This window comes from Agrobacterium sp. MS2 (assembly GCF_003261015.1).
Taxonomy (GTDB): Bacteria; Pseudomonadota; Alphaproteobacteria; order Rhizobiales; family Rhizobiaceae; genus Agrobacterium; species Agrobacterium pusense.
Genome location: NZ_QLNF01000022.1, coordinates 1 through 26,563, shown reverse-complemented (window position 1 = coordinate 26,563; position 26,563 = coordinate 1). Strand labels below are relative to the sequence as shown.

Below are 26,563 nucleotides of genomic sequence, written 5' to 3'. Positions count from 1 at the left end.
TCTGCCACCGGCGGAGCCTTCTCTTCTCTCCGAGATTTCAAGCCGGACCCGGCATCGAGCCGGGTCCGGCTTTTTGGTGCCATACGGAGGGGAAGGGAACGTGCTCAGTACCCGATGATGATGCCGACGGGACTGCCGTCGTAAAGGATGAGCAGTACCCCCAATTTCGAGTTGGCAGCGGAGCCGCCAACACGAAATCGGCTCCCCCACTCCCCGGCGCTGCCGGTCGCTTCAGCGATCCCTGACGAAGTCATTCCCTACCCGGCGCCGCTGATCATCTTTCACATAGGAGATCAGACGATGACCTACGAACTCGAATGCCAGATCGAAGAACTTCGTGCCGAATTGCGTAACGCTGTCGATTTTTCCGAACGCCGCCTGATTGAGGCCGAGCTTGATCTCGCGCAGGCTGAACTGACGTTGGCGACTACCGAACTGGACGGCCACGTCGATGCAGAGCCACCATCGTGAGGAGCGGTATCAAACTGCGCCGCGTGCATAACGCGCTGTCGAAGATCTCCTGTTGATCTCTTTTCATCGACATCAGGGATGGTGCGTCCCGGGCGTCTGGCTGCAACCTGATGACGCCAGAATTTTCCCCGCTTAATGCTCCTCGCGCGTCAAAATTCAGGCGCCATCAGGCCCTCCGCTCCGCTTCGGCCCAATGGGTGCAGCCCTCCTTCCCGGTTCGCAATTCATCCCCGCAATGAATGCAATCAACAGGAGATCCATGATGCAACAGCTCGCAAAATTCCTCAGCGCCACTGGCCGCCGTCTTCGCGCACTTGCTAAGGTCGCCCAGCATTTCTTCCGCAAGGGCAAGCTCGGCATGAAGCTCGCGATCAAGATCCCGTTCTTCGTCGAGATCGAAGTCAACTTCGAGACCGACTGGAACCGGCGCCGGTAACAGTCGCATCCGGCTTGCCTTCGAGCGAGCCGGATACTAGCACCAAGGTTCGCGTCTGCCAGACCATGTCCGCGCCAAGCCCTCCGAAACCAGGATATCACCGAGACTGCGCCCGTCTCGCGTAAGGACACGTAGCTTTCGGCCGTAGCGATCTTCGTCCCGCCCTGGCCATGCCTTCAACTCGAAAGGTCCAGCGTTGATCAACTCGATCAATCGGGCAGTGGCCTTGTTGCCGAGCGCGAGCTCGGATCGGCAATTCGGTTCGCTTATCTCCGGTGTGTCGATATCCGCAATCCTGATTTCGTCACCGCCAAACCAGATCGTGTCGCCATCCACAACGCAGTTCATACGAGAGCCGGAACCGCATTTTTGAAACTGAGCCACGTTCCTGGAAGCGGCACTGGATGAGATGGGTTGCAGCACCGTCGCTATGGAGATGGCGGCAATGAACGCGAAGGTGGCGGCTTTCAAACGGATATTCCTTCAGGCCTGGGAGCTAAAATGGCGATAGCAGATTTGCGCTCGGCTTTCATGGTTGAAAGGGGCGCTTCAGTTGCAATCAGAGATTGTTGCTGGGAAGGGTGCGATATCCGCGGTTCCTTTTCTGGCGGGTGAGATGCAGGAAAAGCAGAACCGCATCCTCTTCCCGCTCGAAATGGTGCATCATCATTTGACCCTTTGCGCCGATACGACCCCAGCGCCGTGTCAGGCAAGCTTCGCCAAAGAGGTTTGGCTCGATCGACATCGCATAGAAGCGGGACATGTTTTTTGTCCGGTCCGTTCTTTCCACATAGAGCTGGTAGGGTTGTGCGATCATCGTGACAGAATCGCGCTTTTGGCAGCGAGCGTCCAATGACAGTTTTGAATCGGACAGTGGCCATCGATTCATCTCCGTGAAGTGGCAAGTTACTTCAGACGGTCTGCCTTTGGCATACGGCTCTATTCGCGTCCCGCGAACGAAGCCCACGGGCGGTCTTCGCCCATTCGGGTAACGATCCTTCCGCGCCAAACTCTTTCGGCAACATCACTGCTCGGATTTCGGGCTGAACCGGCTGTCGGAGACGCAAGCCTTCATCTCCTCCCGTCTGAACCATATTGCACGGCCGCAACGAAGGGGCGGATTGCCGGCGGTAAAAACGATCTGCTCATCGGTTCGCATTCGCAGCACCTCGTGCGGTTGGATCAGCGGTCGGGCCGCCAGCTGCTTTGATCTGGTCCTCGACGATCCCCGTGATTGGAAGCTGCGGCTGACCTGGTCGATCTCGACCGTGGTCGTGCCGCACCGGCGCGAGATGTAGTCGGCGGTCTCCGGATCATTTATCGCCGCAAAGGATATCCAACTGGCGCTCTCGAACCACTTGCTCGATGCGTCGCGTCCCCCGTACGTCTCCCGCAGCTGTCCGATCGATTGATAGATCATCGTCAGCGTGATGCCATATTTGCGGCCCGCGTCACGAGCGGTCTCCACAATCCGCATATACCCGAGCCGAGCCGCTTCATCGAGCAGGAACAGGACACGGGCGTCCGCCTTTCCGTCGCGATTGTAGATCGCGTTCAGGAAGGAGCCGATAATAACACGGGCCAGGCCCGAATGGGTTTCCAAGGTCTTCAGATCGATGTTGAGAAAAACGTCGGTCGTCCCGGATGCTATGTCCTCCGTCGAGAAAGTTGAGCCGGACACCAATGCTGCATAGTTCTTGTAGGAGAGCCAGTGCGTCTCCTTGATCGCATTGGCGTAGACACCGGAGAAGGTCTCAGGCGTCATGTTGACGAAGGCTGCGACGTTCTCCTTCACGAAGTCCGAGCTGGAATTGTCGTAAATGTCCTGAAGACGTTGGCGCAGTTTTGGCTCCGGCTCGGAAAGATTGGCGCGCACCTGCCGCAGCGTCTGGTCCTCCGCCTCGGTATGGCCGGAGAGGCAGACATCGGCAATCATCGCAGTCAGAAGCTGCAAACCCGACGCCCTGAAAAAGTCATCGCGTACGCCGCTCGCCCTCCCCGTATCGCTCATGATCCACGACGCGACAGAGGCGATATCTTCTTCCTTCGTACCACCGAACTTGCCGATCCAGTCGAGCGCGTTAAAGCCGATATCCGGCTGACGAGGGTCGAGCGTTCGCAGCCGTCGACCGGCTTCCTGCCTGTGTCTCGCGACCATCGGCGCGACTTCGTTCGAGGGATCGAGAACGATCAGCCCTCCTCCCCATTTCAGCGCCGTCGGGATCGTCACGGAGGTCGTCTTGAAGCCACCCGATCCGGCGAAGACGATGCCGTGCGAGGACCCAAAGGATCCGTCGAAGCACAGGAGCTCGGATGTGCCGCCGCCGCCCCAACTCATGCGATCGTTAGCATAGAATGGCCGGTCGGCTGCGCTGTCGCGATCGACGCGATAGCGTTCTCCTATCACGATGCCTCCCGATGATGGAAATAGCCGCTCGGCTTCTTTCATGTTCATCCATTCCGCTTCGCCGTGAAGCGCACGCTTGCCGCGAATGCGTTTCGGCTCTGGCCTTGCGAAGGCCGCATTGCCAAGGACCATGACACGAAGCCCGAAGGCTGCAACGAGAGCTGCTGCGCCGCCGCCGATAAGTATCGAGGGGTCGATGAACGAAAAAATGGATTGGCCGGATGGCACATTGCCCGCGAGAGTGAGCAACCGCGTACTCTCCCGAACGAAGGCGACTGCTGCCGTCGCCAATCCACCAGCGAGAACACCCAGGCCCGCCGCCTTGATGTTCACCGCGCCTGCGCTCGCAAATAGGTAGATCAGGCCTAGTGCTGCCGCCGCAACGAACGGCAACGCGATACCCGTGCGGCCGAGCATCAGTCGCGCGTTTTCCGATCTACCCAGTGCGGAAAGTGCCTGTTCGTGTCCCGTCAAGATGAACATAACCACGATCATCAGGATGGCAGGAGCCACCGTGATGATAATCTTATTCGCCGTCATCGCCGAAGGCCCCCGACCCGATAGCGATCAGCCTGTCACGCTCAGCGCCATCATGGGCCAGACGCTGCTGGAGGTCGATCAGCGCTCCGAGTAGAAGCGCTCTCTTTTCGAACCTCAGGCCCGCTTTGACGATGAGACCGCCGAGCTCAATTTTTTCCCGCGTATCTTTCTTGCGCGCGTCAGACATTGTTGTGCGGGCCATTCGCTCAAGCCTCAGCAGGTTGGCCCGAAGCCGCACCAGAGCCGGTCGTCGCGTTTGTATCTTTCGCCTCGCCTCCGCTCGCTCCAGCTTTCGGGCTCCGTTGGCTCTCGCGAAACGGCTTCGCAACGGCCTCGAAGGCTGTCTGCAACTCGCCCTCTTCGATCTCGATCTCTCCCAAGCCCGCCTTCAATGCGATCCGGCCGAGCCGTTCGGCTTCGCGTGTCTCCGCCTGACGAAGCTGCTCCTGGAGTTTGGCAATGTCCTTGCGCAGCTGAAGCGACGATTTCTTCATTTCCGATCGATCCTTCTGAACGTTTTTCCTGTCTGTGACCTTTTGGAAACTTTCAGAAGTTCAGGCGCGAAGCGACTATCATAAGTGGTAGTTGGCTCTGCCAACGCCTTTGACCATCATCCCGGCCGTTCGAAGGACGGCATCCAAGGGCGCAATTATACGTCGCTAACGCGACGCTCTGGCTGAAGGCCCCGGCGGGGCCGCTCCGATCCTCTCGAATATGTTGAATTCATTCGGAAGATGGAGTGTCCTGCTCGTGGCCGTCCCGCATTTCTCAGTCAGCATCGTTGCCCGCGGTTCCGGCCGCAGCGCGGTGCTGTCTGCGGCCTACCGACATTGCGCCAAGATGGAATATAAGCGGGAAGCCCGCACGATCGACTACACCCGCAAACAGGGATTGCTGCACGAGGAGTTTTCGATCCCGGCCGATGCGCCGGAGTGGCTCCGGTCGATGATTGCCGACCGCTCGGTATCCGGTGCGTCAGAAGCCTTCTGGAACAGGGTCGAGGATTTCGAGAAGCGCTCGGATGCGCAGCTTGCCAAGGATGTGACGATCGCTCTGCCGATCGAGCTTTCACCTCAGCAGAATATCGAGCTTGTCCGGGAGTTCGTAGCGCTGCACATCACGTCCAAGGGCATGGTCGCGGATTGGGTTTTTCATGACGCACCCGGCAATCCGCATATCCATCTGATGACCACCTTGCGACCGTTGTCGGAGGACGGCTTCGGCCCCAAGAAAGTCCCGGTGACCGGAGCTGACGGCAATCCGGTCCGCAACGATGCCGGCAAGATCGTTTACAAGCTTTGGGCCGGCGGTGCCGACGATTTCAACGAGTTTCGCGATGGCTGGTTCGCCTGCCAGAACCGGCATCTTGCGCTTGCCGGTCTCGACATCCGCGTTGACGGTCGTTCGTTCGAGAGGCAAGGGATAGAATTGACACCGACCATTCATCTCGGAGTCGGCACCAAGGCGATCGAGCGAAAGGTCGCGACCGCAGATGGCACGGCGGCCGAGACGGTTTCCCTTGAGCGGCTGGAGTTGCAGGAGGAGCGACGGGTGGAGAATGCTCGGCGCATCCAAGCTAGTCCCGAGATCGTGCTCGACCTGATCACACGCGAAAAAAGCGTATTCGATGAGCGCGATATCGCCAAAGTGCTCCATCGCTATATCGACGATCCCGCCCTCTTCCGGAACCTAATGGCGCGCATCCTGCAGGACCCACAGACGCTGCGGCTTGACCGCGAGCGGATCGACTTTACGACTGGGGTCCGGCAACCTGCAAAATACACGACACGCGAACTGATCCGGCTCGAAGCCGAAATGGCCAATCGCGCCATCTGGCTCTCTCAGCGCACGTCGCATGGCGTGAAAGACGCCGTGCTGACGGCCGTCTTTGGGAGACACGAGCGCCTGTCCAGCGAGCAGAAGGTAGCGATTGAACATGTCGCCGGGCCAGAGCGGATCGCAGCCGTGATTGGTCGCGCCGGCGCTGGCAAGACCACGATGATGAAGGCGGCCCGCGAGGCATGGGAAGCGGCCGGTTATCGTGTCGTCGGGGGTGCGCTCGCCGGCAAGGCGGCCGAAGGTCTGGAGAAAGAAGCCGGTATCGTCTCCCGTACCCTGTCGTCCTGGGAGCTGCGCTGGGATCAGGGAAGAAACCAGCTCGATGATAAGACCGTGTTCGTGCTGGATGAGGCCGGCATGGTCTCATCCCGGCAGATGGCGCTCTTCGTCGAAGCTGTCACGAAGACCGGCGCCAAGCTGGTTCTGGTCGGTGATCCCGAACAGTTGCAGCCGATCGAGGCCGGCGCCGCATTCCGCGCGATCGCCGATCGCATCGGCTATGCGGAACTGGAAACCATCTATCGTCAGCGCGAAGAATGGATGCGGGACGCGTCGCTTGATCTTGCCCGTGGCAACATCGGCAGAGCGGTCGAAGCCTATGGCGCCCATGGCCGTATGATGGCCTCGGAGCTGAAGGGCCAGGTCGTCAGCAACCTGATCGCCGACTGGAACCGGGATTACGATCCTGAGAAGACGTCGCTGATCCTCGCGCATCTGCGACGCGACGTTCGTATGCTCAACGAGCTAGCCCGCGAAAAGCTTGTGGAACGCGGCATCATCAAAGAGGGCCACGTCTTCAAGACAGGTGATGGTACAAGAAGGTTTGCTGCCGGCGACCAGATCGTCTTCCTGAAGAATGAGGGATCGATCGGCGTCAAGAATGGCATGCTGGCCAGAGTGGTCGAGGCCTCGCCTGGCCGCATCGTCGCCGAGATCGGGGACGCGGAGCAACGCCGGCACGTAAGCGTCGAACAGCGCTTCTACAAAAATGTTGACCACGGCTACGCCACGACGGTGCACAAGAGCCAAGGGGCTACCGTTGATCGCGTGAAAGTGCTCGCCTCTCTCTCGCTCGATCGGCATCTGACCTATGTGGCAATGACGCGCCACCGCGAGGATCTTGCCGTCTATTACGGCCGCCGCTCCTTTGCCAAAGCGGGCGGGCTCGTCGAGATGCTGTCGCGCACTAACGCCAAAGAGACCACGCTCGATTATTCGGGCGGCAACCTCTACCGGCAGGCACTTCGTTTTGCCGAGGCGCGTGGTCTGCATCTCGTCAACGTCGCCAGAACGATCGCCCGCGACCGGCTTGATTGGACCGCAAGGCAGGCCGAGCGGTTGGCCGATCTGGCCAGCCGGCTTGCGGCAATCGGCGCCAGGATCGGCCTTGGCCCAACGCTCAAATCCAATCCCCCCAAGGAGGCAAAGCCCATGGTCGCTGGTATTACGACTTACCCCAAAACCGTCGATCAGGCTGTTGAAGACAGGCTCGCAGCAGATCCTGCCTTGAAGAAGCAATGGGAAGAGGTCTCGACCCGGTTTCAGCTTGTCTATGCGAACCCTGAAGCCGCCTTCAAAGCCGTCGATGTCGACAAGATGCTGGCGGATAAAGCGAGTGCAGCGGCCAGACTGCAAACAATCGCTGAAAAGCCAGAAAGCTTTGGCCCGCTCAAAGGGAAGACCGGCATGCTCTCCAGCGCTGCCGACAAGCGAGACCGGGACCGCGCGATCGCCAACGTGCCCGCGCTCGCTGCCAGCCTGACCGACTATCTGCGTCAGCGCGACACGCTGGAGGCGCGCATGCGGGGAGAGGAGCTATCGACGCGCAGACAGGTATCGATCGACATCCCTGCCCTGTCGGCTAGCGCGAAAAGCGTCCTCGAGCGCGTCCGTGACGCCATCGACCGGAACGATCTTCCGTCCGGCCTGGAGTTCGCGCTCGCGGACAAGATGATCAAGGCAGAACTGGAAGGCTTTGCGCGCGCGGTCTCGGAACGTTTCGGCGAAAGAACCTTCCTGCCCCTGGCTGCCAAAGACACAAGCGGCGAGACGTTCCGCACCGTCACATCGGGCATGAATCCGGGGCAAAAAGCCGAGATCCAATCCGCCTGGAGCTTGATGCGCGCCAGCCAGCAACTGGCGGCGCATGAGCGCAGCGTCAACGCGGCAAAGCAGGCGGAGACCCTCCGCCAAACCAAATCCCAAGGGCTATCACTCAAATGAATTCCGTTATCCACAGTCACCTTCGGATATGGCAGAAGCGCGGTTTAGCTTTGGCTTTTACCGCTCTATGCGTCCCCGTCTCTATAGCAACGGCAGGGCTCGCCGGCTATCGCCTGAACTCCACGCCAAGCGAGCCAATCGGACTATGGCGTATCCAACCGCTGGACCGGCCGGCGCGTGGCGGCGACCTCATCTTCATTTGCCCGCCCGAAAGGCCAGACATGGAACGCGCCGCGCAGCGCGGTTATATCCGATCGGGTCTTTGCCCCGGAGGATATGCGCCGTTGATCAAGAGGGTCGCCGCGGTCGCCGGGCAGCAGGTCGAGATCAAGCAAACGGTCCTCGTTGAAGACATCCCCTTGCCCAATTCAAGGCTGGCTCCGATAGACGGAGAGGGGAGATCACTCACCCCTTATGCGGGCGGCGTGGTCCGCGACGGGTTTGTCTTCCTTCACTCTGATTTCAAGGGATCGTACGACTCGCGATACTTCGGTCCGCTCCCGGTTGCGGGGATCCTCGGCCTGGCGAAGGAGGTGCTGACCTTTGCGCCCTGACCTTCGAACGAGCCTCCTCGTTGTCTCTGCGATCGGCGCCGGTTGGTTGGCCTGGAGCGGCTTTGTCCTCGCGCTTCCCCTGTCGCTCGCCTTCCCAGTCGTCTGGTCGATGGCAAAGTCTCGAAAAGTCGCAGCGCTTGTTTCAGGGGGCTATTTTCTGGCTGCGTCGCGCGGACTGCCGCAGGGCGTTGCGACCTTTTATGGCTCCGACATACTACCCGGGATCCTGCTCTGGCTCGTCGCGTCGGGCGCCTTTGTGTTCGTTCATACCCTGCTCTGGAGCGCGGCGGACGAATTGGAGCGAGCTTTTCGCTATCTCGCGGCCGGTATTCTAATGGCAGTTCCGCCCTTCGGAATCCTGGGCTGGGCGCACCCAATTACCGCTGCAGGCGTCTTGTTTCCTGGATGGCGCTGGCTCGGCCTCGTGGTCCTTGCAACCGGCCTCGCCGTACTCGTGACACGGTGTAGGCCGATTGCAATATTTGCCCTTTCGGGCATCTGGGCTTGGTCCGCCGCTAGCTGGACACCCACCCTTCTACCCCCGGGGTGGACGGGTGTCGACCTCGAATATGGTGCGAGCCTTGGTCGTGACCCGTCGCTTCAGCGACAGCTCGATCTGGCAGGTGCTGCGCTCGTAACGTTCCCGACCGGCGGTCGGGTCACGGTTTTTCCGGAAAGCGCGCTTGGCTTCTGGACGCCGACTACAGAGCGGGTCTGGCAGAGAGCGCTGAAGGACTCCGATAAGATTGTGATTGCCGGTGGAGCAGTCGTCATCGAAGGTGGCTATGACAACGTGCTGGTCGCTATCACCGAAGCGGGCGGGAAGATAATCTATCGGGAGCGAATGCCGGTGCCAGGCGCCATGTGGCAGCCTTGGCGCCGGCTGCTTGGGGAAAGCGGGGGCGCGCGAGCGCACTTCTTCGATAATCCTGTTGTCGACATCGGCAGTACGCGTGTTGCCCCGCTGATCTGCTATGAGCAACTGCTCGTCTGGCCGATCCTGCACTCGATCTTTCATGACCCGGACATGATCGTCGCCGTCGGAAACGGATGGTGGACTGAAGGCACCTCAATCGTCCCCATTCAAACTGCAAGTGCGGTTGCCTGGGCACGGCTCTTCGACAAACCGCTCGTAACCTCCTTCAACCGCTGATCAGAAAGACGACTATGATCGACATGGCTCTCATCGAGAAATGCTCAGATCCCTCGCTCACTCCAGCAATCGTCGAACAATTCATCAGCGCCGCCGGGTCCGACGATCCGCTGGCCATTTCGGTAAAGATCGGTGGAAGGCTGGTGCTTGTTCCGAAGCCTGCAGATCCTGCGATGGGCGTTGACGCCATCCGCAACTATGTCGGTCAAGCAAACGTCCGCATTGGCATAACCCAATTTCCCGCGGGCGTTGGCATCACGGATACCTCCCAGTTGACGCCGGAGATCTTTGACTCTTGTTCAAACCTTCGCATGGGCACCGCTCTCTTTGCCAAGGTCGCCCGTATCGTGACGAAATGGTACGGTCGGCCGACGAACCAGGAGGTATTGCCGCAAATGGTGGATGACGCGATCTATGCGTGGCGAACCGGGGTGTTCGAAGGAACGCGTGTGTTTGAGGCCGAAGACCCCGGCGGAGCGACTTTCATCAACGGCAAATCGAGCAAGCGGGAGGAACCGGTCGAAGACAGTGGACTAACGGACACAGCGGGTGGCTCAGAAGGCGAACCGGTGGAAAAAATGGACGCAGGCAAAGCTGGTATCCGTGTCGATCTTTCGCGTATCGGGATTCGGTGAAGGGAATCTCTTGTATTTGGGCGGGTGGTCACGTTGACCGCACCGGACCAACCGACTCATCTGTTGCTGGAGAACCGTCACAATTATCCTAATTCGCGCCAGACTTTTGCGACCGTTGCGCGATACCAAACCTACACTTGAAGAAACATAGCACCAAGCCCACCTACTACGTTGGCGAGAGGATCAGGGAGGGATTGATGGTCCGGAGAATGACGCCATCCCAGTATAACGCTTGGGTTCGGCAGCAAGAGCAAAAGCAGCGGGATGCGATCCGGCGGTATAACCAAGAAGTTGACCGGGCAAACCGAGCCAATAAAGCTGCTTACGAAAAGCAGGTACGTGAGGTCAACCGCGAGATCGATAGAGTCAATCAGCACAACAAGCGCGTGGTGGAAGCTCATAACCGGGAGGTCCGACAGCATAACCAAAAGCGCCAGGCCGCCATCAACAAATATAACCAAGCTGTACGGTCGCATAACGCACAAGTGGAGCGCGAGCGACAAAGCCGACTGTCCGCACTTCGCGCTCTAACCACAACGCGATATGTTGACGTCAGGGACTCATCTTTCGACCTGAGCGCTCGGTACGAGCGAATGGAGCACGCTGGCTCCGTCAACGAGGAAATCCTCTCTGCGGCCGAGCGCGAGAGTAGCAACAGTGTTGCGGTAGCTTATGCATTGAACACCGATGCAAGCGCACATGCGGAAAACGCGCAGGACACGGGAATCCTCGACTACCTGGCAGACCTTTCGAGCGACCTGTGCGACCGATGGCGGGGAGCGCTTTTTGTCCTCAATCCAGCCAACACCGATGCGGCTAGGCATTTCTGTACCAGCGTAAGGGAGATTTTCTCGGAGATTCTGGACCGATGGGCAGACAACGAAGCTGTGCTCGCAGCGGACGCCAATTGCGAGAAAACACAGCAAGGCACCCCTTCACGACGTGCGAAGATTCGCTTCTTGCTGCAGCGGAAAGGCGCGGATTCACCTGAAATGCTCGGATTCGTGGAAAAGGATATCGATGACATCCTTCAGCTTTTCCCGGTCTTCAACAAGGCTACGCACGGAGTAGCTGGAACACTTACCTTTGCCAGCCTTCAGGCATTGCGACAGCGCGTCGAAGGCGGCATCATGTTTTTGGCCACCATCGCCGCCTAGATCACCTTCTATATCGTGAGGATTATAGAGATCGCTGCCGCGCAAGACCCTCCGGGTTAATTTCGATATCCGCGACGGCGATAGTGGGTAATCTGTGCATAGGGATATGCAATGCCCCCTGATTATTCGCCGAAGCGATGCCCCAAGGGAGTCGACGTGCTATGGGGAGCGAGAGTGGAAAAGCTGACCCAGGGCCGGGTGGCTTTGCGTCGACAGGACACCTATATCTTTCGTAACGATTGCATGATCAAATCGGACCAAGTATTGGCTGACTCTAGCGGAGGTGAAAGGTGCCAAAGGTCAACCCGTCGATCCTGCGTTGGGCTCGCGAAACCGCAGGGCTCACCGTCGAAGATGCTGCCGACAAGCTCGGCATCGGCGATGCACGCGGTGTTGCGGGCAGCGATCGCCTTGCCATGCTTGAAAACGGCGAGGTTGAACCTACTCGTCCGCAACTGATCAAGATGTCGACCCAATATCGCCGGCCCCTGCTCACCTTCTATCTTGCCGAGCCGCCAGTGACAGCTGCACGAGGCGAGGATTTCCGGACCCTTCCCGACGAATACGCACAACGCGATGCGGCGCTCGTCGACACGCTGCTGCGCGAAGTTCGAGCTCGCCAGGAAATGGTGCGTTCGCTCCTCGAAAGTGAGGAAGAGGCCGAAGCACTGGATTTCGTAGGATCTTATGACTACCGCGGTGGTCCAGAGGGACTCGCTGCTGCGATCAGGGAGCGTCTAGGCTTCAGCCTCCAGTCTTTCCGATCCGGTAACGGCCGCGGCACGTCAAGAGGCTTCGCTTATCTGCGCGAACGCGCCGAGGCCGCAGGGATTTTCGTGTTGTTGATCGGCAATCTCGGAAGTCACCACAGTGCACTCAATGTCGAACTCTTTCGGGGCTTCGCTCTCTCGGACAAGGTCGCACCTTTCGTAGTGATCAACGATCAAGACAGCGAGCAGGCGTGGTCCTTCACGCTACTTCACGAGCTTGCCCATATCTGGCTTGGCCAGACCGGAGTGAGCGGTGGGCGGCCCACATCGGTCATTGAAACCTTCTGCAACGATGTGGCGGGCCGTATCCTGCTGCCTTCGGCCGAGATCGCTGGCGAGAACGCATTGCGTGGGGCGCGTCAGGATATCGTGATGGCCCGCATCGGCGAAATCGCGGAGCTGAGGCAGGTCAGCCACTCGATGGTCGCCTACAAGCTCTATCGCGAAGGGATCATCGACCAAGCCATGTGGTCGTCTGTGACGGCTGTCTTTCGGCAGCAATGGCTGAACAACAAGGCTGCGCAACGAGCCCGCGCGCGCGAAAGCGAAGGCGGCCCGAGCTACTATCTTGTGCGTCGCCATCGGCTGGGCAATCGCCTGCTGAGCCTTTCGAAACGGATGTTAGCCGACGGAGCCCTTTCACCTTCCAAGGCTGCCGCGATTCTCGGCGTGAAGCCGAACAACGTCTTCTCGCTGACCGACGGCGTGGCTTAAGGGGGCGGCGTGCATCTTCTCGACGCAAACGTCCTTATAACGGCGCATAACCTCTACTATCCTATTCAGCGCGTTCCAGAATTCTGGGATTGGCTCGTCCATAAGGGACAGACCGGCGCGCTGAAGATCCCAGTCGAGATATTAGAAGAGATTACCGAAGGATCGGAATTGGCGAAATGGCTGAATGAGGGCGACAATTATGATGCCCTCAAACTGGATCAGGACGTCGATACTGCCCTCGTTCAGACAGTCATCGAAAAATATGCGCCGGATCTCAACGATGCTGAGATCATCGAGGTCGGCCGCGACCCATTCCTGATTGCCTACGCCTTAGCTGACCGCGCCGAGAGGATCGTCGTGACCGTCGAGGCCTCGAAGCCGAGCACCAAACGCGCAAACCGCAGGATACCGGACGTCTGCAACGACCTTGAAGTGCGTTGGTGCAACAGCTTCCAGATGTTGACGGACTTGGATTTCAGGACCGGCTGGCGCTCTCAACTCTAATCGGAATTTTGCGCAGTTGCATCGCCCGGGTTCTGTTTTCGATCTCTGCTTAGAAGCTCGCTGGCTTCTACCCCAAGAGCTTTGGCGAGGCGGTCCAGAACGTCAACGCTCGTCGCGTAAACTCCCCTCTCGATCGAGCTAATATAGGTGCGGTCAATATCGGCCTCATCCGCAAGGGTTTCCTGCGACATGTGTCGAGCCTTCCTAAGCGCTCTCAAATTGTTTGCCAAAACGTCGCGAATCTCCATGAGGAGCAAAGCAGCGGGTTGTAGAGTATTTCACCACGGAGTATTCTCTACAAATCCGGCCGCTTCTCGAATTATGAGCGCAGGTTGGGTTCTGTACACACTGCTGCGTGATGTGGTCGTACAGCCCGATTGTATGATAAGGGTCGCTCGTTCGCTGTGATGGAGTAGCGATCGGGATGGAAGTCACGGTCTGAGCCTTTGGCGGCGGCGTACCGGAGGAGGCTAGAAGCAGGTGGATAACCCAAAGATTGTCCTTCGTCCGCTCATTGGCTTGCTGGGAGGCCAGCCCGTAGACATGATTGAACGACTGACAATTGAGGCTATCTCGAAGCACCGATGTCTCGTCAGTGAGGCGGAATTGGCCTACGACCGGTACAAAAAACAGCCAGGAGAAATTGAAATTTCAGAGGCGCGGGAAGCGTATCTTTCGTCAATGATCGCAGTCCATGCGCAGCAGACGGTGGTTTCGACCTTGCTTGATATCCTCGGGTACATTCCCCCGATGCCGACGTCCAAGGCGCACTAACAGACGTCAGATCAGCCCCAATATCGTCGCGATCCTCGCGGCCTGGGTCAAGGTTGACGCCCCAAGCGCCCTTTTTGCGCCTTTCAAATGAAAGCGAACATTATGGGCGGAGGTTTTCTCAATATCAGCGATATCGTCCGCTGTTTTTCCCTCTGCATTCCAGCGCAGGCAGGTGAGTTGGCCGGGCGTTAGCTCAACAGGCGCATGCAGACGCGGCTTCAATTCGAGGATGTCGATCCTCGCATGCATCTGACCGACCGCAGCGGCCGCCAAAGACGGCGTTATTGATCGGCTCTCGGCATAGCCATGCTCACTGGAGGCCAGCGTCAACATCGCCATTTGACCGAACCCGGATCTGACCGGGATAGATACGCCCGACCGGATCCCAAACTCGGCCGCCTCGGCGAAGAACTTTCGCTGCTGCTTGTTCAGCCGACCCTCTGTGGTGTTTGACCAGGCAAAAAGATCTGACCTGTATCTAAGGCCAAGCATGATTGGATCGACGGATACATAAAGCTCGTCAAGATATCGCTGCTGCCAGACCTCGGGATAGTTCGACAAGATCTTATGCGTGTTGGCTTGCAAGCTAACATAGGTGAACATTTCGAACCCAGCTTCGTGTGCCAGGTTCTGAAGCACGATCTTCACTGACTTCTCGTCTAACGCCAGCGATACCTGCTCTATCAGATGTTCAAACCACTGATCCAATCCACGGCCCCCCGACGCGTGAGGAAATGAACGCAATCAAATTGCAATTCAAAATGGGAAACAAAATGTGACGTTACGTCGTCCTTACCGGATAGTTGAGCGGAAGAGTCAGGTCAACCCAAAAGGGCCACGTGCGGGGGTTGGCGTTCTTCAAGTTGTGAAGTCATCATGCTAACCAGCACTTCTCACCCTGACTGTTAAAGGTCACTCGCGATAGCTGCCCGGAAAAACGATGTCTTGATCGACGAGCACGTTGAACTTGTAGCCCGGTCGAATTCGGATCGTCGGCTGGACGTTGAGGTTTTTAGAAATCGTTTGTTCCGCGGCCCGTCCGAAAGTCTCAGCAAAGTTTCGTCGTGCGGCATCCGAGGCCGTGTCCTGGGTAGCAAGCGTCGAGCTCTGCGGCATCGACATGTCGATGCCTGTCCCAATCAGGGCGATCAACGCCGCTGAGCCAAATGTGCGCCACAGATGGCGATCGACCTTGTCTTGGAACCCGCCATAACCTTCAGCATCTGGCCCTGCCATGCCACCGATCTGAAGAGTTGATCCATTGGGAAAGATCAAGTCTGTCCAGACCACAAGAACACGCTCCTGGCCAAAAGAGACCTTCGAATCATAGCGTCCAAACAATTTGGCCCCTTGGGGTATCAAGAGCCGGTAACCGGTGGCGCTGTCATAGACACTCTGACTAACCTGCGCGGTGATCCTGCCGGGAAGATCTGAGTTCAGCCCTGTAATCAAGGTGGCCGGAATGACCGATCCTCGTTTAAGTTCGAATCTGGAGAGCTGCGGCACGACCTGGTTTGGAAGATATCCGAGGTCCTTTATGTCCTGGTTGAAGAAGTCTTCTTTCGAGACTTGCCCGTTCGGGTCGGGGTTTTGACCCTGCAGCCCTGCCTTCATAGCCGCCGCATAAAGATCTGAAGCCCCCCTGGCTCCGGTCAATGTACCAGCCGCGTTCGAAGCATTGGCTCTATCGCCACGCTCGATTTCCGACACGTCAACCTTCAAAGGCGAATCGAGGGCTGTTGCCCGTGCCTGCAGACGGGCCATGCGCTGACGGTTCTGCTCGCGCATGTATTGCTCGTCCTGCTCTCTCCTGAGACGTGCCTTCCACTCCTCTTCAGACTCCAATGGTTGTCGCCTTACTGTACGCTCTGCTGCCGGCGTTTCCAAAACACGCTGTTCCGGTTCCGATTTCCGTTCGACCGTCGGAGTAGGTGTCGGTTGGAACGTCTCACGTTCCGTAGGATCGCCGATGATGCCGTCGCCAACGCCCCGCTTGAGCTGATCTCCAAACGATGTGGCAGGTGAATTCGAAGCGCTATCGAGGTTGTTCCGTCCCCCGAAAGACAGGCCCCTCCACGACAGGCCGACGATGACGACGCCGATAAATAGTACGACGAACACGATCGCGGCGATGATCGGCAGCCGATTGAGACGGCGCATTCCACCTTCGGATCCTTGGCCGTTGGGCGTTCCCAGTTGAAGGGATTGGACCATAAAATCCTCCGTCAGTTTCGCTGCATGATGGAAAGCGGGCTGGCAGGTGTCGCACCGCCCGCTGACACGACATAGGCCCTGCCGAGCGCAATGGATGGTGTCGAGAGCTGGGCTAGTAGTTGGCCGTCGAGGCCCTGGATGGAATAGGCAAGCTCGACCGCTTTGTCATTGTTGACCTTCTCGGTGGTGACCGAGTAGCCCCAACCTTTGAGGGCGGCCTCGAGCGCGACCGCAAAGTCGCTTTTGTCCGATTTCAGCCGCACCGAGGTAGTGGCCGGCGGGACCTGTTCGGCAAATCGACTTGCCAAGTCACCGGCGATCGCGCTGGCGGCGGAGCTCGAGACGACCGGTGTAGCATTGGTCGTCAAGCCGTCTTCAGTCGTCTGGCAACCGGCGAGGGCTAGAGTGAGGTATAGGATGAGATAACTAGCGCGCATGTCCTCACCCTCCCCTTCTGAGGGTGACTTTTTGCTGGTGCCAGCCCACGCCCGAAATGAGGATCGCCTTGTCGATCGCGTAGTCGACGATCATCATGTCGTTCTTCATTCGGTAATTGACGATCCGATTTTGTCCGCCCGAGACAACGTAGAGAACCGGCGCATCCTGACCCGCAATCGACCGCGCAAACTGGATGTAGGTTTTTTGACCATCCGAATAGACGCGCTTCGGCTTCCACGATGCACCGCCGTTGATCGAATAGGAGAAATTCAGCTTGTCGGGCGCTGAGCCAGGGATGCCGCCCGTCTCGAGCCTCGCGTTGATGTCGGCAAGCTTGGTGGAAACGTCTTCGGGATATTCGAAGCCAACTCTTGCCATATACTGCGTCGGATGGGATTTGAGCTGGATGTGGTAGGTGCGCCGGGAGGTTGTTACCACCATCGATGTCACCAGTCCCGGTTCCGATGGCTTGACGACGAGATGGATCGCCTGACCGTTGGCGGCGCCTGATGTCGCCGGCTCAACCTTCCACCGAACGGTGTCACCGACCAAAACGTCCCTTACGATCTCACCACCTTGAAGTTCGATGTCGCATACCTGCAGGGGCGAACACACGACGGACGGCTGGGTCTCTCCGTAGAGAAAAATCACCTTCCCATCCGCTCCCCGTGTGACAAGGCCGGTCGACCCTCTCCAACTACCCGACAGGCCCGTTCCCTTCGCTTCCTTATAGGTCATGCCTTGCGAATCCGCAGCAGCAGCATACGGTGTTACGGCCAGCCAGGCGGTGGCCGCCAGAAATCCAATCCTCATCATGAAATTTTCCCCTGCTCCTAGAGCTGCGCGGTCCAGTCGAAATCGCGGATGTAGAGCCCGATCGGGTTTAGCCGAATTATGGCCTCGTCCTGCGGTGCAGTGAGCGCGACCGTGGCGATCCCGCGAAAGCGCCGTGTCCCTGTCTCTTTGCCCTTCCGGTCCCGCTCATATTCGGTCCAGTCGATCTGATAGGTCTGGTTTGACAAGGCGACGATGTTGTTCACTTCGATCGCAACCGTGGCCGATTTCGCACGTTCGAAGGGCGAGTTGCCCCTGAACCACGAATTGATTTTTTCGGTGGATGGGTCCGAGGTCCTAAGCAAGGCGTAGGTGCGATCGATGTATTGCTTCTGGACAACGGCGTCCGGGGTGATGCTACGGAACGACGTGACAAAATTGCCGAGCGTCGCGCGAACAACCCGGGCATCGGCATATTCGATCTGCTGCGGGAATCCGGCGTTCACCGCATTTCCAAGCTTGTCGACTTCGATCACGTACGGAACGAGCTTCACCTGCGAACTGAGATAGAGCGCGTAACCGAAACCGATCACCGCCATCGTCAGTCCGAGGATGCCGACCGCGCGCCATGCCGCAGCGGCTTTGACATAGGACCCATAGCGTTCCGACCACTCTTGGCGGGCGGCAAGATACGGGTTATCTGGGGCACGGTCTGCGGCCATCAATCAATCCAATCTTTTGAAAATTATTTGTCATTTCGTTCAGGTGCAGGCGGTGGGCTGGCATGCCCGGACCGGCTCTCCTGCAGCTTTGCGTTGGCGAGCCCCAAGAGTGAGCCGGCATAGGCGCCTGGCGATCCGATCGCCTTTTCCTTCGCTGCGGATCCCGCGGCCATCGCGCCGGAACTGAAGCTCGCGCCCATTCCCTTCAGCACGGAGCCTGCAGCAGAGGAACCGCCTGCTCGGGCGGCCTGCGCGGCTGCAAAGCCAGCGCCGATAGCACCCGCCCCGAGAAACGCGCCGCCAGCCGCAAACGACGCGGCCTGCCCGCCGTGGCGGACGGTTTCCATTCCACCAGACACTGACGCGCCCTGAACCAAGCCCTGCATGATGTTCGGCACGTACATCGCGATGATGAAGACCACGACGGAAATGCCTGCGATGGCAAGGGTGGTGATGAACTGATCACTGGTCGCAGTCGGCGCTTGGGCCAAGCCCAGCAGGACGTTCGAGCCAATCTTGGCGATCATGACCAGCGCCATAAGCTTCATTCCTACGCCGAATGCATAGACCAGATATCGGACAGCGAAGTCCTTGGTGAAAGAAGATCCGCCAAGGCCAAGCATGATCATGCCGGCAAGCAGGCCGACATACATCTCGACCATCACCGAGACGAAGATGGCAGCGACGAGCGAAAAGCAGATCACGACGATACCCATCGCCAGGACTGCAGCAATTGCCAGCGCGTTATCTTCAAAGACCCCAAATTTTGCCTGCTCGGACATTTGGGAAGCGACGCGGATGCCGGCGTCGAACACCTCGGCCGGCGAGGCTGATCCGCCGCCAGCACCGATCTGGAACAGGCTATCGACAACCGCCTTTGCGAAGGTTGGGCCTTGCGTCAGCACAAAGGCGAAGAAGCCGATGAACATGATACGGCGGACCAGCTCGGCAAACCAGCTATCCAAAGATGCGGCCTGGATCGCAAGCCAAACGGCAGCTATTCCCACCTCGATCCCAGCGAGGATCCAGAACAGGGATCTCGCCGCGTCCATGACCGTGGTTTCCCACCCCTTGGCCGCCGCTGAGACCTGATTTTCGAGTTCGGTCAACACCTGCCCTTGCTGAGCAAAGGCCGGGACTGCCGTGATGAGGCAGACAACTCCAGTGATCACAAAGCTGCGTCTAACCGCCGGGGTCACCATCTTGGCCGCATCTCCTGGCCCTTCTCGATCGGAGCAGGTTCCTTTGGGACGCCAAAGAACTTTTCCCGGGCCGCTCGCTGTTCTTCACTCATTTGCGGTGCAGCCGCACTTTCGTCACGGATCACAACGACGGCCGCAACGGTGGCAATGCCGGCTATCGCGGCACAAATGGAAATGATTATTACCGAACGGTTCACCAACGCGGCTCCATTTTCTGGCCGGTCGGAACGGACTGGACATTCGAATTGAAGAATTTCTCGCGGCGGGCCTGCGCGAGGTCTTTGTCGGTCTGCTCGCTTTGTAGCCAGGTTCCCATCATCGTGGTCTGCTGGGAAACGATGCCGCGCAGCTTCTGCATTTGCGCCACCTGTTGGGCAGCGATCTGGTGACCAACCTGCAGCGCCTTCATCTGGCCATCCGCCGACTGAGACATGGATCGCAACTGGCCCATTGTTTCCTCTTCCGTGTCGAAATGCTCGGCGGTCAGGCTTGCGGCTTTTAGTGTGCTGGAAATCGTATTCCTGTTCGTGTCTGACCAGGTTTGATAGGTGGACGAAAAGCTGTCGGCGTTCGGGAGACCGGTCTTGAGATCGGCGTAACTCTTGAAGCGCTGCTTCAGGAGGTCGTCGGCATTGGCCATCGAAAATGCGATGCCCTGACCCTGCTTGACTATGTTCTGGAGCTGGCTGAGATCTCCCTCGACCTGACCCCAGATGTGATTGGGGAGCTGTGCCGTATTCTGCAGCATGTTCTGATAGATGTTCAGCTGGTTCTGGATTTGCTCGGCGAGCTGCGTGATCTGCGTAATCTGATTGTTAATCTGCTCCGTCGATTGTCCGACCAGTGAAATCAGTTCGCCGTTGTTAAGCATCTGGGTCATTTCGGTTGCGCCCGTGACCGCGCCGCTTGCGAACGACGGGCTAGGTGATATGGCGAGGCCGGCGGCAACGGCGGAAGCAAGTAACGCCCTGTGGATAGCCAGAATTCTGCTTGTTTTACTCATAGTGGTTGCATTCCCCTTTCAATGAGCCACTGGCTCGGCCAGTCCTTCCCATGGGTCGACAAGAGCGCCCTGATACGGGCTAGGTCGGCTTTGCCCGAGGCGCCGACAAAAGAAAGCGTGACTGGGCCGAGCGACATGTCGAAAATCCGTCGGCCATCCGGAGACGTTACGTAGTATTCACGTTTCGGAATGGCATTTGCGACGATCTCGATCTGTCGCTCGTTGAAACCAATCCTCTCGTAGAACTCGCGCGTGCCAGTTTCTCTCGCAGCTCCGTTGGGAAGGCAGATTTTTGTCGGGCAGGATTCCTTTAGCACGTCGACGATGCCGGATCGCTCCGCGTCGGAAATCGATTGCGTCGCCAGGACAACCGCGCAGTTGGCCTTTCGCAGCACCTTCAGCCACTCCCGGATCTTGTCCCGGAATACCGGATGTCCGAGCATCAACCAGGCTTCATCGAGGACGATCAGGCTCGGCGAGCCATCGAGTCGCTTTTCGATCCGTCGGAAGAGATAGGTAAGCACTGGTACAAGATTACGTTCGCCCATGTTCATGAGGTGCTCGATTTCGAACGTCTGGAAGGCGCGAAGCGTCAACCCGTCCTGCTCGGCATCGAGGAGATGGCCCATAGGGCCGTCGACCGTATAGTGGTGCAGCGCATCCTTGATCTCGCGCATCTGAACACCGGAAACAAAGTCGGATAGCGACCGTGCATTAGAGAGCGCCATGAGCATGATCTGACGCGAGATAGCGTTGCGATGATCGGGGGTGATGTTGACACCTTGAAGTGCGACAAGCGTTCCGATCCATTCCGACGCCCAGGCTCGATCTTCGTCACTCGCAAGATCTTCAAGCGGGCAAAAAGCGAGCTGTGACCCCTCGCCGTCCCGATCGGATCCAATCTCGTAGTGATTGCCGCCGGACGCAAGGGTGAGCGGTTCGAGTGACCGACCCTTATCGAAGGCGAAAATCTGCGCGTGCTCATAGCGACGGAACTGGGCGGCGATCAGCGCGAGAAGAGTGGACTTACCCGAGCCGGTTGGGCCGAAAATCAAGGTATGGCCGACGTCGTCGACGTGTAGGTTAAGACGGAAGGGGGTGGAGCCGCTGGCAACCTGCATCAACGGCGGAGAGTTTTCCGGATAGAACGGGCAAGGGGCAAATGGAGAGCCAGACCAGACCGAGTTTAATGGCACAAGGTCGGAGAGATTGTTCGTGTTGATCAGCGGTTCGCGGATATTACAATACCAGTTGCCGGGCAGGCTGCCGAGATAGGCGTCCGTGGCGTTGAGGGTTTCGATGCGCGCACCGAAACCCTCAGCCTGGATCAGGCGGCGAACTGCTTCCGCTTTTTCCTGCAGCGCTTCTCGATCAACATCGAACAGAATAATCACCGGCGTGTAATAACCATAAGCGACGAGCTGCGATGAAGCCTGGGCGATCGCATCTTCGGTTTCGCCAACCATGGTCATGGCATCCTGATCGACGGACCGGGACTGCGTCTGGAAAAGCTGGTCGAAGAAGGGTCTGACCTTTTGCTGCCATTTCTTGCGGGTGCGCTCCAGTTTCTGCCTTGCCTCCTCAGCATCGAGAAAAATGAAGCGAGACGACCAGCGATAGGTGAGCGGCATGAGGTCAAGGCTGTTGAGTATCCCTGGCCAGCTTTCCGCCGGAAGGCCATCGATGGCGACGACGCCGAGGAACCGGTTTTCCACGCGTGGCGTAAGACCGTGCTCAAGCTCCGCCGTCGCGACCCAGTCGATATACATCGGGATATCGGGGAGCCGGACGGGGTGGTTCTCACCGGTGATGCAGAAACGGATAAATTGAAGAAGCTCGTCGTAACGCGCCCTCCTCGCCCCTCCCCTCTCCAAAGTTTCGTTGGTTTGCATGCGGCGGATCGACAACGTGTTCGCCAAATACTGCTCGATCTCTCGGATCGAGTTCTTGAACAGGAAGAGAGCCGTGTCAGCATAAGATCGCTTCCGGCTCTCTTCATCGGAATAAATGTACTTGCTAAGGCTCGTGCGCTTTGACTCGAGCGGACGGTAGGTCAGGATGATCGCATGCTTGCTCTCAAAATGCCCCTTCTCACGCGCGAAATGCGCCCGGCGCTCCGCCTCGATTGCCTTGCTTACGGGGTCGGGGAAAAAAGACCTGTCCTCAGCTGGATAGTCTACCGTCGGGACGCGAACCGCTTCTACCTGGATGATCCAGCCGGAGCCGAGACGCGATAGGATGGCGTTAATTTGCCGTGAGAGTTCGTTGCGCTCCTGATCTGTGGCGCTTTCAGAGTCGGGACCCGCGAAGTACCAGCCAGCCATCAGGCTGCCGTCCTTTAATAGCATCACGCCGTTATCGACCATTCCTGCGTAAGGAACGAGATCAGCAAAGGAGGGTCCAGTCGAGCGAAAACGTTTGAGGGCAACCATGTTCGCTTCCTCAGTACCGGCGCCAGGGCGCAGACGTTGATTTGTAATAGGGCTTATAGGAGATGTGGCGGACGTAGACGCGCCGCATCAGCGGGTCGGATTTCGCCATCAGTCGAAGCAGACCAACGATGAAGATCCAAACCGCGACCCCGAATAGTGCCGAATAGACCGTGAGGACGACAAAGATCAAAATGATGGCAGCAAGACCGGTGATCAAAACGAGTTCGCGGTCCGCCCCAAGCAGGAGATTCGGTCGCGACAGTGCCCGGTGGATACGGTTACGTTGCAGACCTGAATAGCCGTCAGGCATCCCTCCCCTCCCCTGCAGCCATCGGAGCAGCCAACTGCTCTTCAAGTGGAGTTCCGATCGAAGCGCCCGTCGCACCGAACAAGCCCACGATCGTCGTTGCCCCTAGCAGGATCCCGGCTACCAGCACGACGTACATCAGCCTGCGGGCAAAATCGTTTAATTCGCCACCGAAGATAAGCATACCACCGGCAATCGCCACGGCCGCGAGCGCGATGTAGCCAGCGACCGGTCCAGTAATCGACTGCTGGATCTGTTCGAGCGGACCTTCCCAGGGAAGGCTTCCACCCGAGCTCGCAAGCGCTGGTGATGCCAGGAAAACCGCCGCGATCGTCAATCCAGCGAAGGTTCCCGCGTTCCGATTAAGCTGCATTTCTTGGTTCCTCTCCGTGGGATTCTGTCTGATATTGGCCACATGCAAATTTAGTGACATGCAGGATGTCGCTCACCCGGCGTCCGCGGGCTGTTCGTTCGATGGAGATCACGAGGTCGACCGCATCGCCGATCACGACCCGCATCGGCTGCTGGCTCGCCTCCGCTGTCAGTTGCTCAAGGCGCTGGAGCGCCGACCGGGCGGTATTCGAATGGATCGTGCAAAGGCCGCCAGGATGGCCTGTGTTCCATGCTTTCAGCAGGGTGAGCGCGGCGCCATCACGCACCTCACCGACGATGATCCGGTCCGGTCGAAGGCGCATGGTACTTTTCAGGAGGCGCGCCATGTCGATTTCGTCGCTCGTATGCAGGGCAACTGAATTTGCGGCTGAACATTGGATCTCCGCCGTATCTTCCAGAATGACCAAACGGTCTTCCGGTGCGTGCTCGACGATTTCCGCGATGATCGCATTGGCGAGCGTGGTTTTGCCTGACCCGGTCCCACCGGATACGACGATGTTCAGTCGAGATTTCACTGCGGTTCGAATGATTTCGGCCTGCTTGGCCGTCATCACCTTCTTTGTCACATAGGCATCGAGCGGTATGAGCTGGGATGCGCGCCGCCGGATCGTAAACGACGGTGCGGAAACGACGGGCGGCAATAGCCCTTCGAAGCGGTGTCCACCGATCGGCAACTCTCCCGACACGATCGGGTGCGCGTCATCGACTTCCGAATCAAGAACGTGGGCCACGCTGCCGATAACAATCTCCGCAGAGCCGGGCCGCATATCGCCTGCCGGCGTGATGCCATGACCGAGCCGCTCGATAAACAGCTTGCCGTCGGGGTTCAGCATGATCTCGACGACACTCGGATCGTCGAGCGCTATGCAGATCTGATCTCCCAATGCTTCCTGCAGTTTCCGAATCAACCGAGGTAGGGACCGGTGCTGCGTCATTGGTGCCCTCCCCTCCCGACTGACAGGTGCTTTAGCCGTTCCGTTTGCTCGCTTTCTCGTCTGCCTTGCACAGCCATCGATAGTGCTCCTCTGCTGGATACAGGGAGATTTGCGATGTTCGGACTCAGGCTGCTACTATCAAAAGTGGTAGCGACCGATTCTCAGGATAGCCCCCGCGTTCACCCGACCTGATCGCCGATCGGTGACAAAATCTGACTATCAAAACTGGTAGTCTCCACAGGGGCGGCAGAGCTGGCGTTGTCGCTAAGTCGCTAATCTTGTTGAGAAATGCTCATGTCTCGGGAATTTCCGTTAGAACCCCCCGAAGCGAGTTAAGGGTTTGTTTACCCTATTTTCCTTGCCATGATCTGGGAATCGGGTGATTGTCACGATAATTGGACAAAATCCTTATGATTATCGTGACTGAAGGCGATTAGCTAAATGAACGTGAAAATGGCCGCTTTGGAGAAAGTGACGAGTTTCGCGGATACTATCCTCGCACAGGGCGGGGATATTTCCTCGAAGCTTGACATGCTAAGGCAGGAGAAATTTCCGCCGAATGCTCAAAAGACCCTCCGCCAATTTTCACTGGCGGAAGTCGCCGATTTTGTCGGGGTCTCGCAGAGTTATCTAAAGAAGCTCCACCTGCAGGGAAAAGGCGTGGAGCCGACCACCACGTCGACCGGCCGTCGCTATTACACTGCCGCCCAGGTCAACGAGCTTCGCCAACATCTCGATCGTGTTCCACATCGCCAGGCCCATGAAAAGCTGCAGGTCATCGCGGTCGTCAACTTCAAGGGCGGCTCGGGAAAGACCACGACATCTGCTCACCTTGCGCAGTTCCTCGCCCTGAAGGGCTATCGAGTGCTTGCGGTTGATCTCGACCCCCAGGCCTCCCTCACTGCGCTCTACGGCATCCAGCCGGAGCTGGATGAGAAGAAGTCTTTCTACGAGGCATTGCGTTACGACGATCAGCGCAAGTCAATCAAACATGTTATCCAGCCCACGAACTTTCCAAATCTGGATGTGGTGCCAGCCAACCTCGAACTGCAAGAATACGAGTATGACACTCCGATTGCTATGCAGCGCAAGGATTCGACTGCCGGCAAACTTTTCTACACTCGCATCGGCGATGCGTTGGCCGAGGTCGATGACCAATATGACGTCGTCGTGGTCGACTGCCCTCCCCAGCTCGGTTATCTGACGCTGACAGCACTGACGGCAGCAACATCGGTCCTTATCACAGTGCATCCCCAGATGCTCGACATCATGTCGATGTCCCAGTTCCTGCTGATGCTTGGTGAGATCCTCAAGAGTGTCGAGAGCGTGGGTGTCGACGTGTCGCTCGACTGGTTCCGCTATCTCGTGACTCGCTACGAGCCCACCGATATCCCGCAACAGCAGATGGTCGGCTTCATGCAGTCGATGTTTGCGCAGCAGATGATGAAAAACCACATGGTTAAGTCGACTGCTGTATCGGACGCAGGTTTGACGAAGCAGAGCCTGTATGAGGTTGAGCGCGCGCAGTTCACAGCGTCCACATACGACCGTGCGCGGGAATCGATGGATGCCGTGAACAACGAAGTCATCGAACTCCTACAGAAGGCATGGGGGAGACGCCATGCTTAGTAAATTGTCAGCGGTACAAACTGTGATTTCTCGAAGCGAAAACAGCGGTTTGATCAAAACTGAGGCGTCATTCAATGGCACGTAAAGATGTTTTCGCAAACATAACGTCGCCGGCAAATTCGGGCACCGAACGGCGCGCGACGCCTGGCTACGCGACGCATGGGGCGTCGCGATCGATGATTAGCTCGTTGAGCGAGCTGCGCGAGAAAGTCGCGCAGGCCGAGCAGCAGATTACCGGCGAGACGATCATCGATCTCGATCCTGAACTCTTGGACTCTTCCTTCGTCTCCGATCGGATCGGAGCAGACGACCTCGCCTATGGCGAGCTCGTCGAGGG

The 26,563-nt window shown here is 58.1% G+C and carries 29 protein-coding genes and 1 pseudogene; 12 read left to right on the top strand and 18 right to left on the bottom strand.

From position 1 onward, the window contains the following. The first annotated feature begins 300 nt into the window (after positions 1–300). Together DOU54_RS27415 and DOU54_RS27410 are read left to right on the top strand one after the other, a co-directional pair. The gene (locus DOU54_RS27415; protein ID WP_193603322.1) at positions 301–471 is read left to right on the top strand and encodes a hypothetical protein; all 171 of its coding nucleotides are present in this window, start codon (positions 301–303) and stop codon (positions 469–471) included. A gap of 262 nt (positions 472–733) precedes the next feature. After that, on the top strand, positions 734–907 hold the full coding sequence (locus tag DOU54_RS27410; protein WP_193603321.1) for a hypothetical protein: 174 nt from the start codon (positions 734–736) through the stop codon (positions 905–907). A 36-nt stretch (positions 908–943) separates the two neighbouring features. Here DOU54_RS27410 and DOU54_RS10620 read toward each other — a convergent pair whose 3' ends face one another. From DOU54_RS10620 to DOU54_RS10600, 5 genes are all read right to left on the bottom strand, one after another. After that, positions 944–1,318 (bottom strand): thermonuclease family protein, encoded by a 375-nt coding sequence (locus tag DOU54_RS10620; protein ID WP_424926034.1) that lies wholly within the window; start codon positions 1,316–1,318, stop codon positions 944–946. 148 nt (positions 1,319–1,466) lie between these two features. Beyond that, complete coding sequence (locus DOU54_RS28400; RefSeq protein WP_318530252.1) at positions 1,467–1,670, bottom strand: WGR domain-containing protein; 204 nt, start codon at positions 1,668–1,670, stop codon at positions 1,467–1,469. A 261-nt stretch (positions 1,671–1,931) separates the two neighbouring features. Continuing rightward, positions 1,932–3,854, bottom strand: a complete 1,923-nt coding sequence (traG, locus tag DOU54_RS10610) for a Ti-type conjugative transfer system protein TraG (protein ID WP_113731243.1) — start codon at positions 3,852–3,854, stop codon at positions 1,932–1,934. Further along, positions 3,841–4,056 (bottom strand): type IV conjugative transfer system coupling protein TraD, encoded by a 216-nt coding sequence (traD, locus tag DOU54_RS10605; RefSeq protein WP_113731242.1) that lies wholly within the window; start codon positions 4,054–4,056, stop codon positions 3,841–3,843. The genes traG and traD overlap by 14 nt, the downstream gene beginning before the upstream one ends. 4 nt (positions 4,057–4,060) lie before the next feature. Next, positions 4,061–4,348 carry a TraC family protein gene (locus tag DOU54_RS10600; protein ID WP_113731241.1) on the bottom strand — a complete coding sequence of 96 codons (288 nt, stop codon included), beginning with the start codon at positions 4,346–4,348 and terminating at the stop codon, positions 4,061–4,063. Between the two features lie 256 nt (positions 4,349–4,604). On the opposite strand from DOU54_RS10600, the gene traA reads away from it, so the two are divergent. The 7 genes from traA (at position 4,605) to DOU54_RS10565 (ending at position 13,403) form a co-directional block, all read left to right on the top strand. Then, positions 4,605–7,916: a Ti-type conjugative transfer relaxase TraA gene (traA, locus tag DOU54_RS10595; protein WP_113731240.1), complete on the top strand. Its 3,312-nt coding sequence runs from the start codon at positions 4,605–4,607 to the stop codon at positions 7,914–7,916. Continuing rightward, positions 7,913–8,470: a conjugative transfer signal peptidase TraF gene (gene traF, locus DOU54_RS10590; protein ID WP_113731239.1), complete on the top strand. Its 558-nt coding sequence runs from the start codon at positions 7,913–7,915 to the stop codon at positions 8,468–8,470. Before traA ends, traF begins: the two co-directional genes overlap by 4 nt. Further along, positions 8,460–9,623, top strand: coding sequence for a conjugal transfer protein TraB (locus DOU54_RS10585; RefSeq protein WP_113731238.1), 1,164 nt, complete (start codon positions 8,460–8,462; stop codon positions 9,621–9,623). The genes traF and DOU54_RS10585 overlap by 11 nt, the downstream gene beginning before the upstream one ends. 14 nt (positions 9,624–9,637) lie before the next feature. Next, positions 9,638–10,258 (top strand): TraH family protein, encoded by a 621-nt coding sequence (locus tag DOU54_RS10580; RefSeq protein WP_113731237.1) that lies wholly within the window; start codon positions 9,638–9,640, stop codon positions 10,256–10,258. A 209-nt stretch (positions 10,259–10,467) separates the two neighbouring features. Beyond that, positions 10,468–11,415 (top strand): pPIWI-associating nuclease domain-containing protein, encoded by a 948-nt coding sequence (locus tag DOU54_RS10575; RefSeq protein WP_286079883.1) that lies wholly within the window; start codon positions 10,468–10,470, stop codon positions 11,413–11,415. 290 nt (positions 11,416–11,705) lie between these two features. Continuing rightward, the gene (locus DOU54_RS10570; protein ID WP_113731235.1) at positions 11,706–12,899 is read left to right on the top strand and encodes an ImmA/IrrE family metallo-endopeptidase; all 1,194 of its coding nucleotides are present in this window, start codon (positions 11,706–11,708) and stop codon (positions 12,897–12,899) included. Positions 12,900–12,908: 9 nt separating this feature from the next. Next, positions 12,909–13,403 (top strand): DUF4411 family protein, encoded by a 495-nt coding sequence (locus tag DOU54_RS10565; protein ID WP_113731234.1) that lies wholly within the window; start codon positions 12,909–12,911, stop codon positions 13,401–13,403. Here the strand turns inward: DOU54_RS10565 and DOU54_RS10560 are convergent. Next, positions 13,400–13,651, bottom strand: a complete 252-nt coding sequence (locus tag DOU54_RS10560) for a helix-turn-helix domain-containing protein (RefSeq protein ID WP_113731233.1) — start codon at positions 13,649–13,651, stop codon at positions 13,400–13,402. The two genes, DOU54_RS10565 and DOU54_RS10560, sit on opposite strands and share 4 nt — an antisense overlap. Positions 13,652–13,883: 232 nt before the next feature. On the opposite strand from DOU54_RS10560, the gene DOU54_RS10555 reads away from it, so the two are divergent. Beyond that, a complete protein-coding gene (locus tag DOU54_RS10555) occupies positions 13,884–14,177 on the top strand; it encodes a transcriptional repressor TraM (RefSeq protein WP_057353052.1) in 294 nt (97 codons plus the stop codon). Positions 14,178–14,183: 6 nt separating this feature from the next. Here DOU54_RS10555 and DOU54_RS10550 read toward each other — a convergent pair whose 3' ends face one another. The 12 genes from DOU54_RS10550 to trbB all read right to left on the bottom strand — a co-directional run bounded on the left by DOU54_RS10550 (position 14,184) and on the right by trbB (position 24,597). Further along, positions 14,184–14,885 carry an autoinducer binding domain-containing protein gene (locus DOU54_RS10550; protein WP_193603320.1) on the bottom strand — a complete coding sequence of 234 codons (702 nt, stop codon included), beginning with the start codon at positions 14,883–14,885 and terminating at the stop codon, positions 14,184–14,186. 204 nt (positions 14,886–15,089) lie between these two features. Then, positions 15,090–16,391, bottom strand: coding sequence for an IncP-type conjugal transfer protein TrbI (gene trbI, locus DOU54_RS10545; protein WP_113731231.1), 1,302 nt, complete (start codon positions 16,389–16,391; stop codon positions 15,090–15,092). Positions 16,392–16,402: 11 nt separating this feature from the next. Further along, positions 16,403–16,828, bottom strand: coding sequence for a conjugal transfer protein TrbH (gene trbH, locus DOU54_RS10540; RefSeq protein ID WP_113731230.1), 426 nt, complete (start codon positions 16,826–16,828; stop codon positions 16,403–16,405). 4 nt (positions 16,829–16,832) lie between these two features. Next, entirely contained in the window at positions 16,833–17,645 is an 813-nt protein-coding gene (trbG, locus tag DOU54_RS10535; RefSeq protein WP_113731229.1) for a P-type conjugative transfer protein TrbG, read from the bottom strand. 17 nt (positions 17,646–17,662) lie between these two features. Beyond that, entirely contained in the window at positions 17,663–18,325 is a 663-nt protein-coding gene (locus DOU54_RS10530; protein ID WP_113731228.1) for a conjugal transfer protein TrbF, read from the bottom strand. A gap of 23 nt (positions 18,326–18,348) precedes the next feature. Next, a complete protein-coding gene (gene trbL / locus DOU54_RS10525; protein WP_113731227.1) occupies positions 18,349–19,527 on the bottom strand; it encodes a P-type conjugative transfer protein TrbL in 1,179 nt (392 codons plus the stop codon). Continuing rightward, a complete protein-coding gene (trbK, locus tag DOU54_RS10520; RefSeq protein WP_113731244.1) occupies positions 19,521–19,724 on the bottom strand; it encodes an entry exclusion protein TrbK in 204 nt (67 codons plus the stop codon). Before trbK ends, trbL begins: the two co-directional genes overlap by 7 nt. Then, a complete protein-coding gene (gene trbJ, locus DOU54_RS10515; RefSeq protein WP_113731226.1) occupies positions 19,721–20,530 on the bottom strand; it encodes a P-type conjugative transfer protein TrbJ in 810 nt (269 codons plus the stop codon). Before trbJ ends, trbK begins: the two co-directional genes overlap by 4 nt. Beyond that, positions 20,527–22,962 carry a conjugal transfer protein TrbE gene (locus DOU54_RS10510; RefSeq protein ID WP_113731225.1) on the bottom strand — a complete coding sequence of 812 codons (2,436 nt, stop codon included), beginning with the start codon at positions 22,960–22,962 and terminating at the stop codon, positions 20,527–20,529. The genes trbJ and DOU54_RS10510 overlap by 4 nt, the downstream gene beginning before the upstream one ends. A 10-nt stretch (positions 22,963–22,972) precedes the next feature. Beyond that, positions 22,973–23,272, bottom strand: a complete 300-nt coding sequence (locus DOU54_RS10505) for a conjugal transfer protein TrbD (RefSeq protein ID WP_113731224.1) — start codon at positions 23,270–23,272, stop codon at positions 22,973–22,975. Beyond that, the gene (locus DOU54_RS10500; RefSeq protein ID WP_113731223.1) at positions 23,265–23,642 is read right to left on the bottom strand and encodes a TrbC/VirB2 family protein; all 378 of its coding nucleotides are present in this window, start codon (positions 23,640–23,642) and stop codon (positions 23,265–23,267) included. Before DOU54_RS10500 ends, DOU54_RS10505 begins: the two co-directional genes overlap by 8 nt. Further along, positions 23,632–24,597: a P-type conjugative transfer ATPase TrbB gene (gene trbB, locus DOU54_RS10495; RefSeq protein ID WP_113731222.1), complete on the bottom strand. Its 966-nt coding sequence runs from the start codon at positions 24,595–24,597 to the stop codon at positions 23,632–23,634. The genes DOU54_RS10500 and trbB overlap by 11 nt, the downstream gene beginning before the upstream one ends. A 441-nt stretch (positions 24,598–25,038) precedes the next feature. On the opposite strand from trbB, the gene repA reads away from it, so the two are divergent. After that, positions 25,039–26,226, top strand: coding sequence for a plasmid partitioning protein RepA (gene repA / locus DOU54_RS10490; protein ID WP_113731221.1), 1,188 nt, complete (start codon positions 25,039–25,041; stop codon positions 26,224–26,226). Between the two features lie 74 nt (positions 26,227–26,300). Beyond that, positions 26,301–26,563, top strand: a pseudogene (locus DOU54_RS27405) (plasmid partitioning protein RepB); the annotation flags it as partial.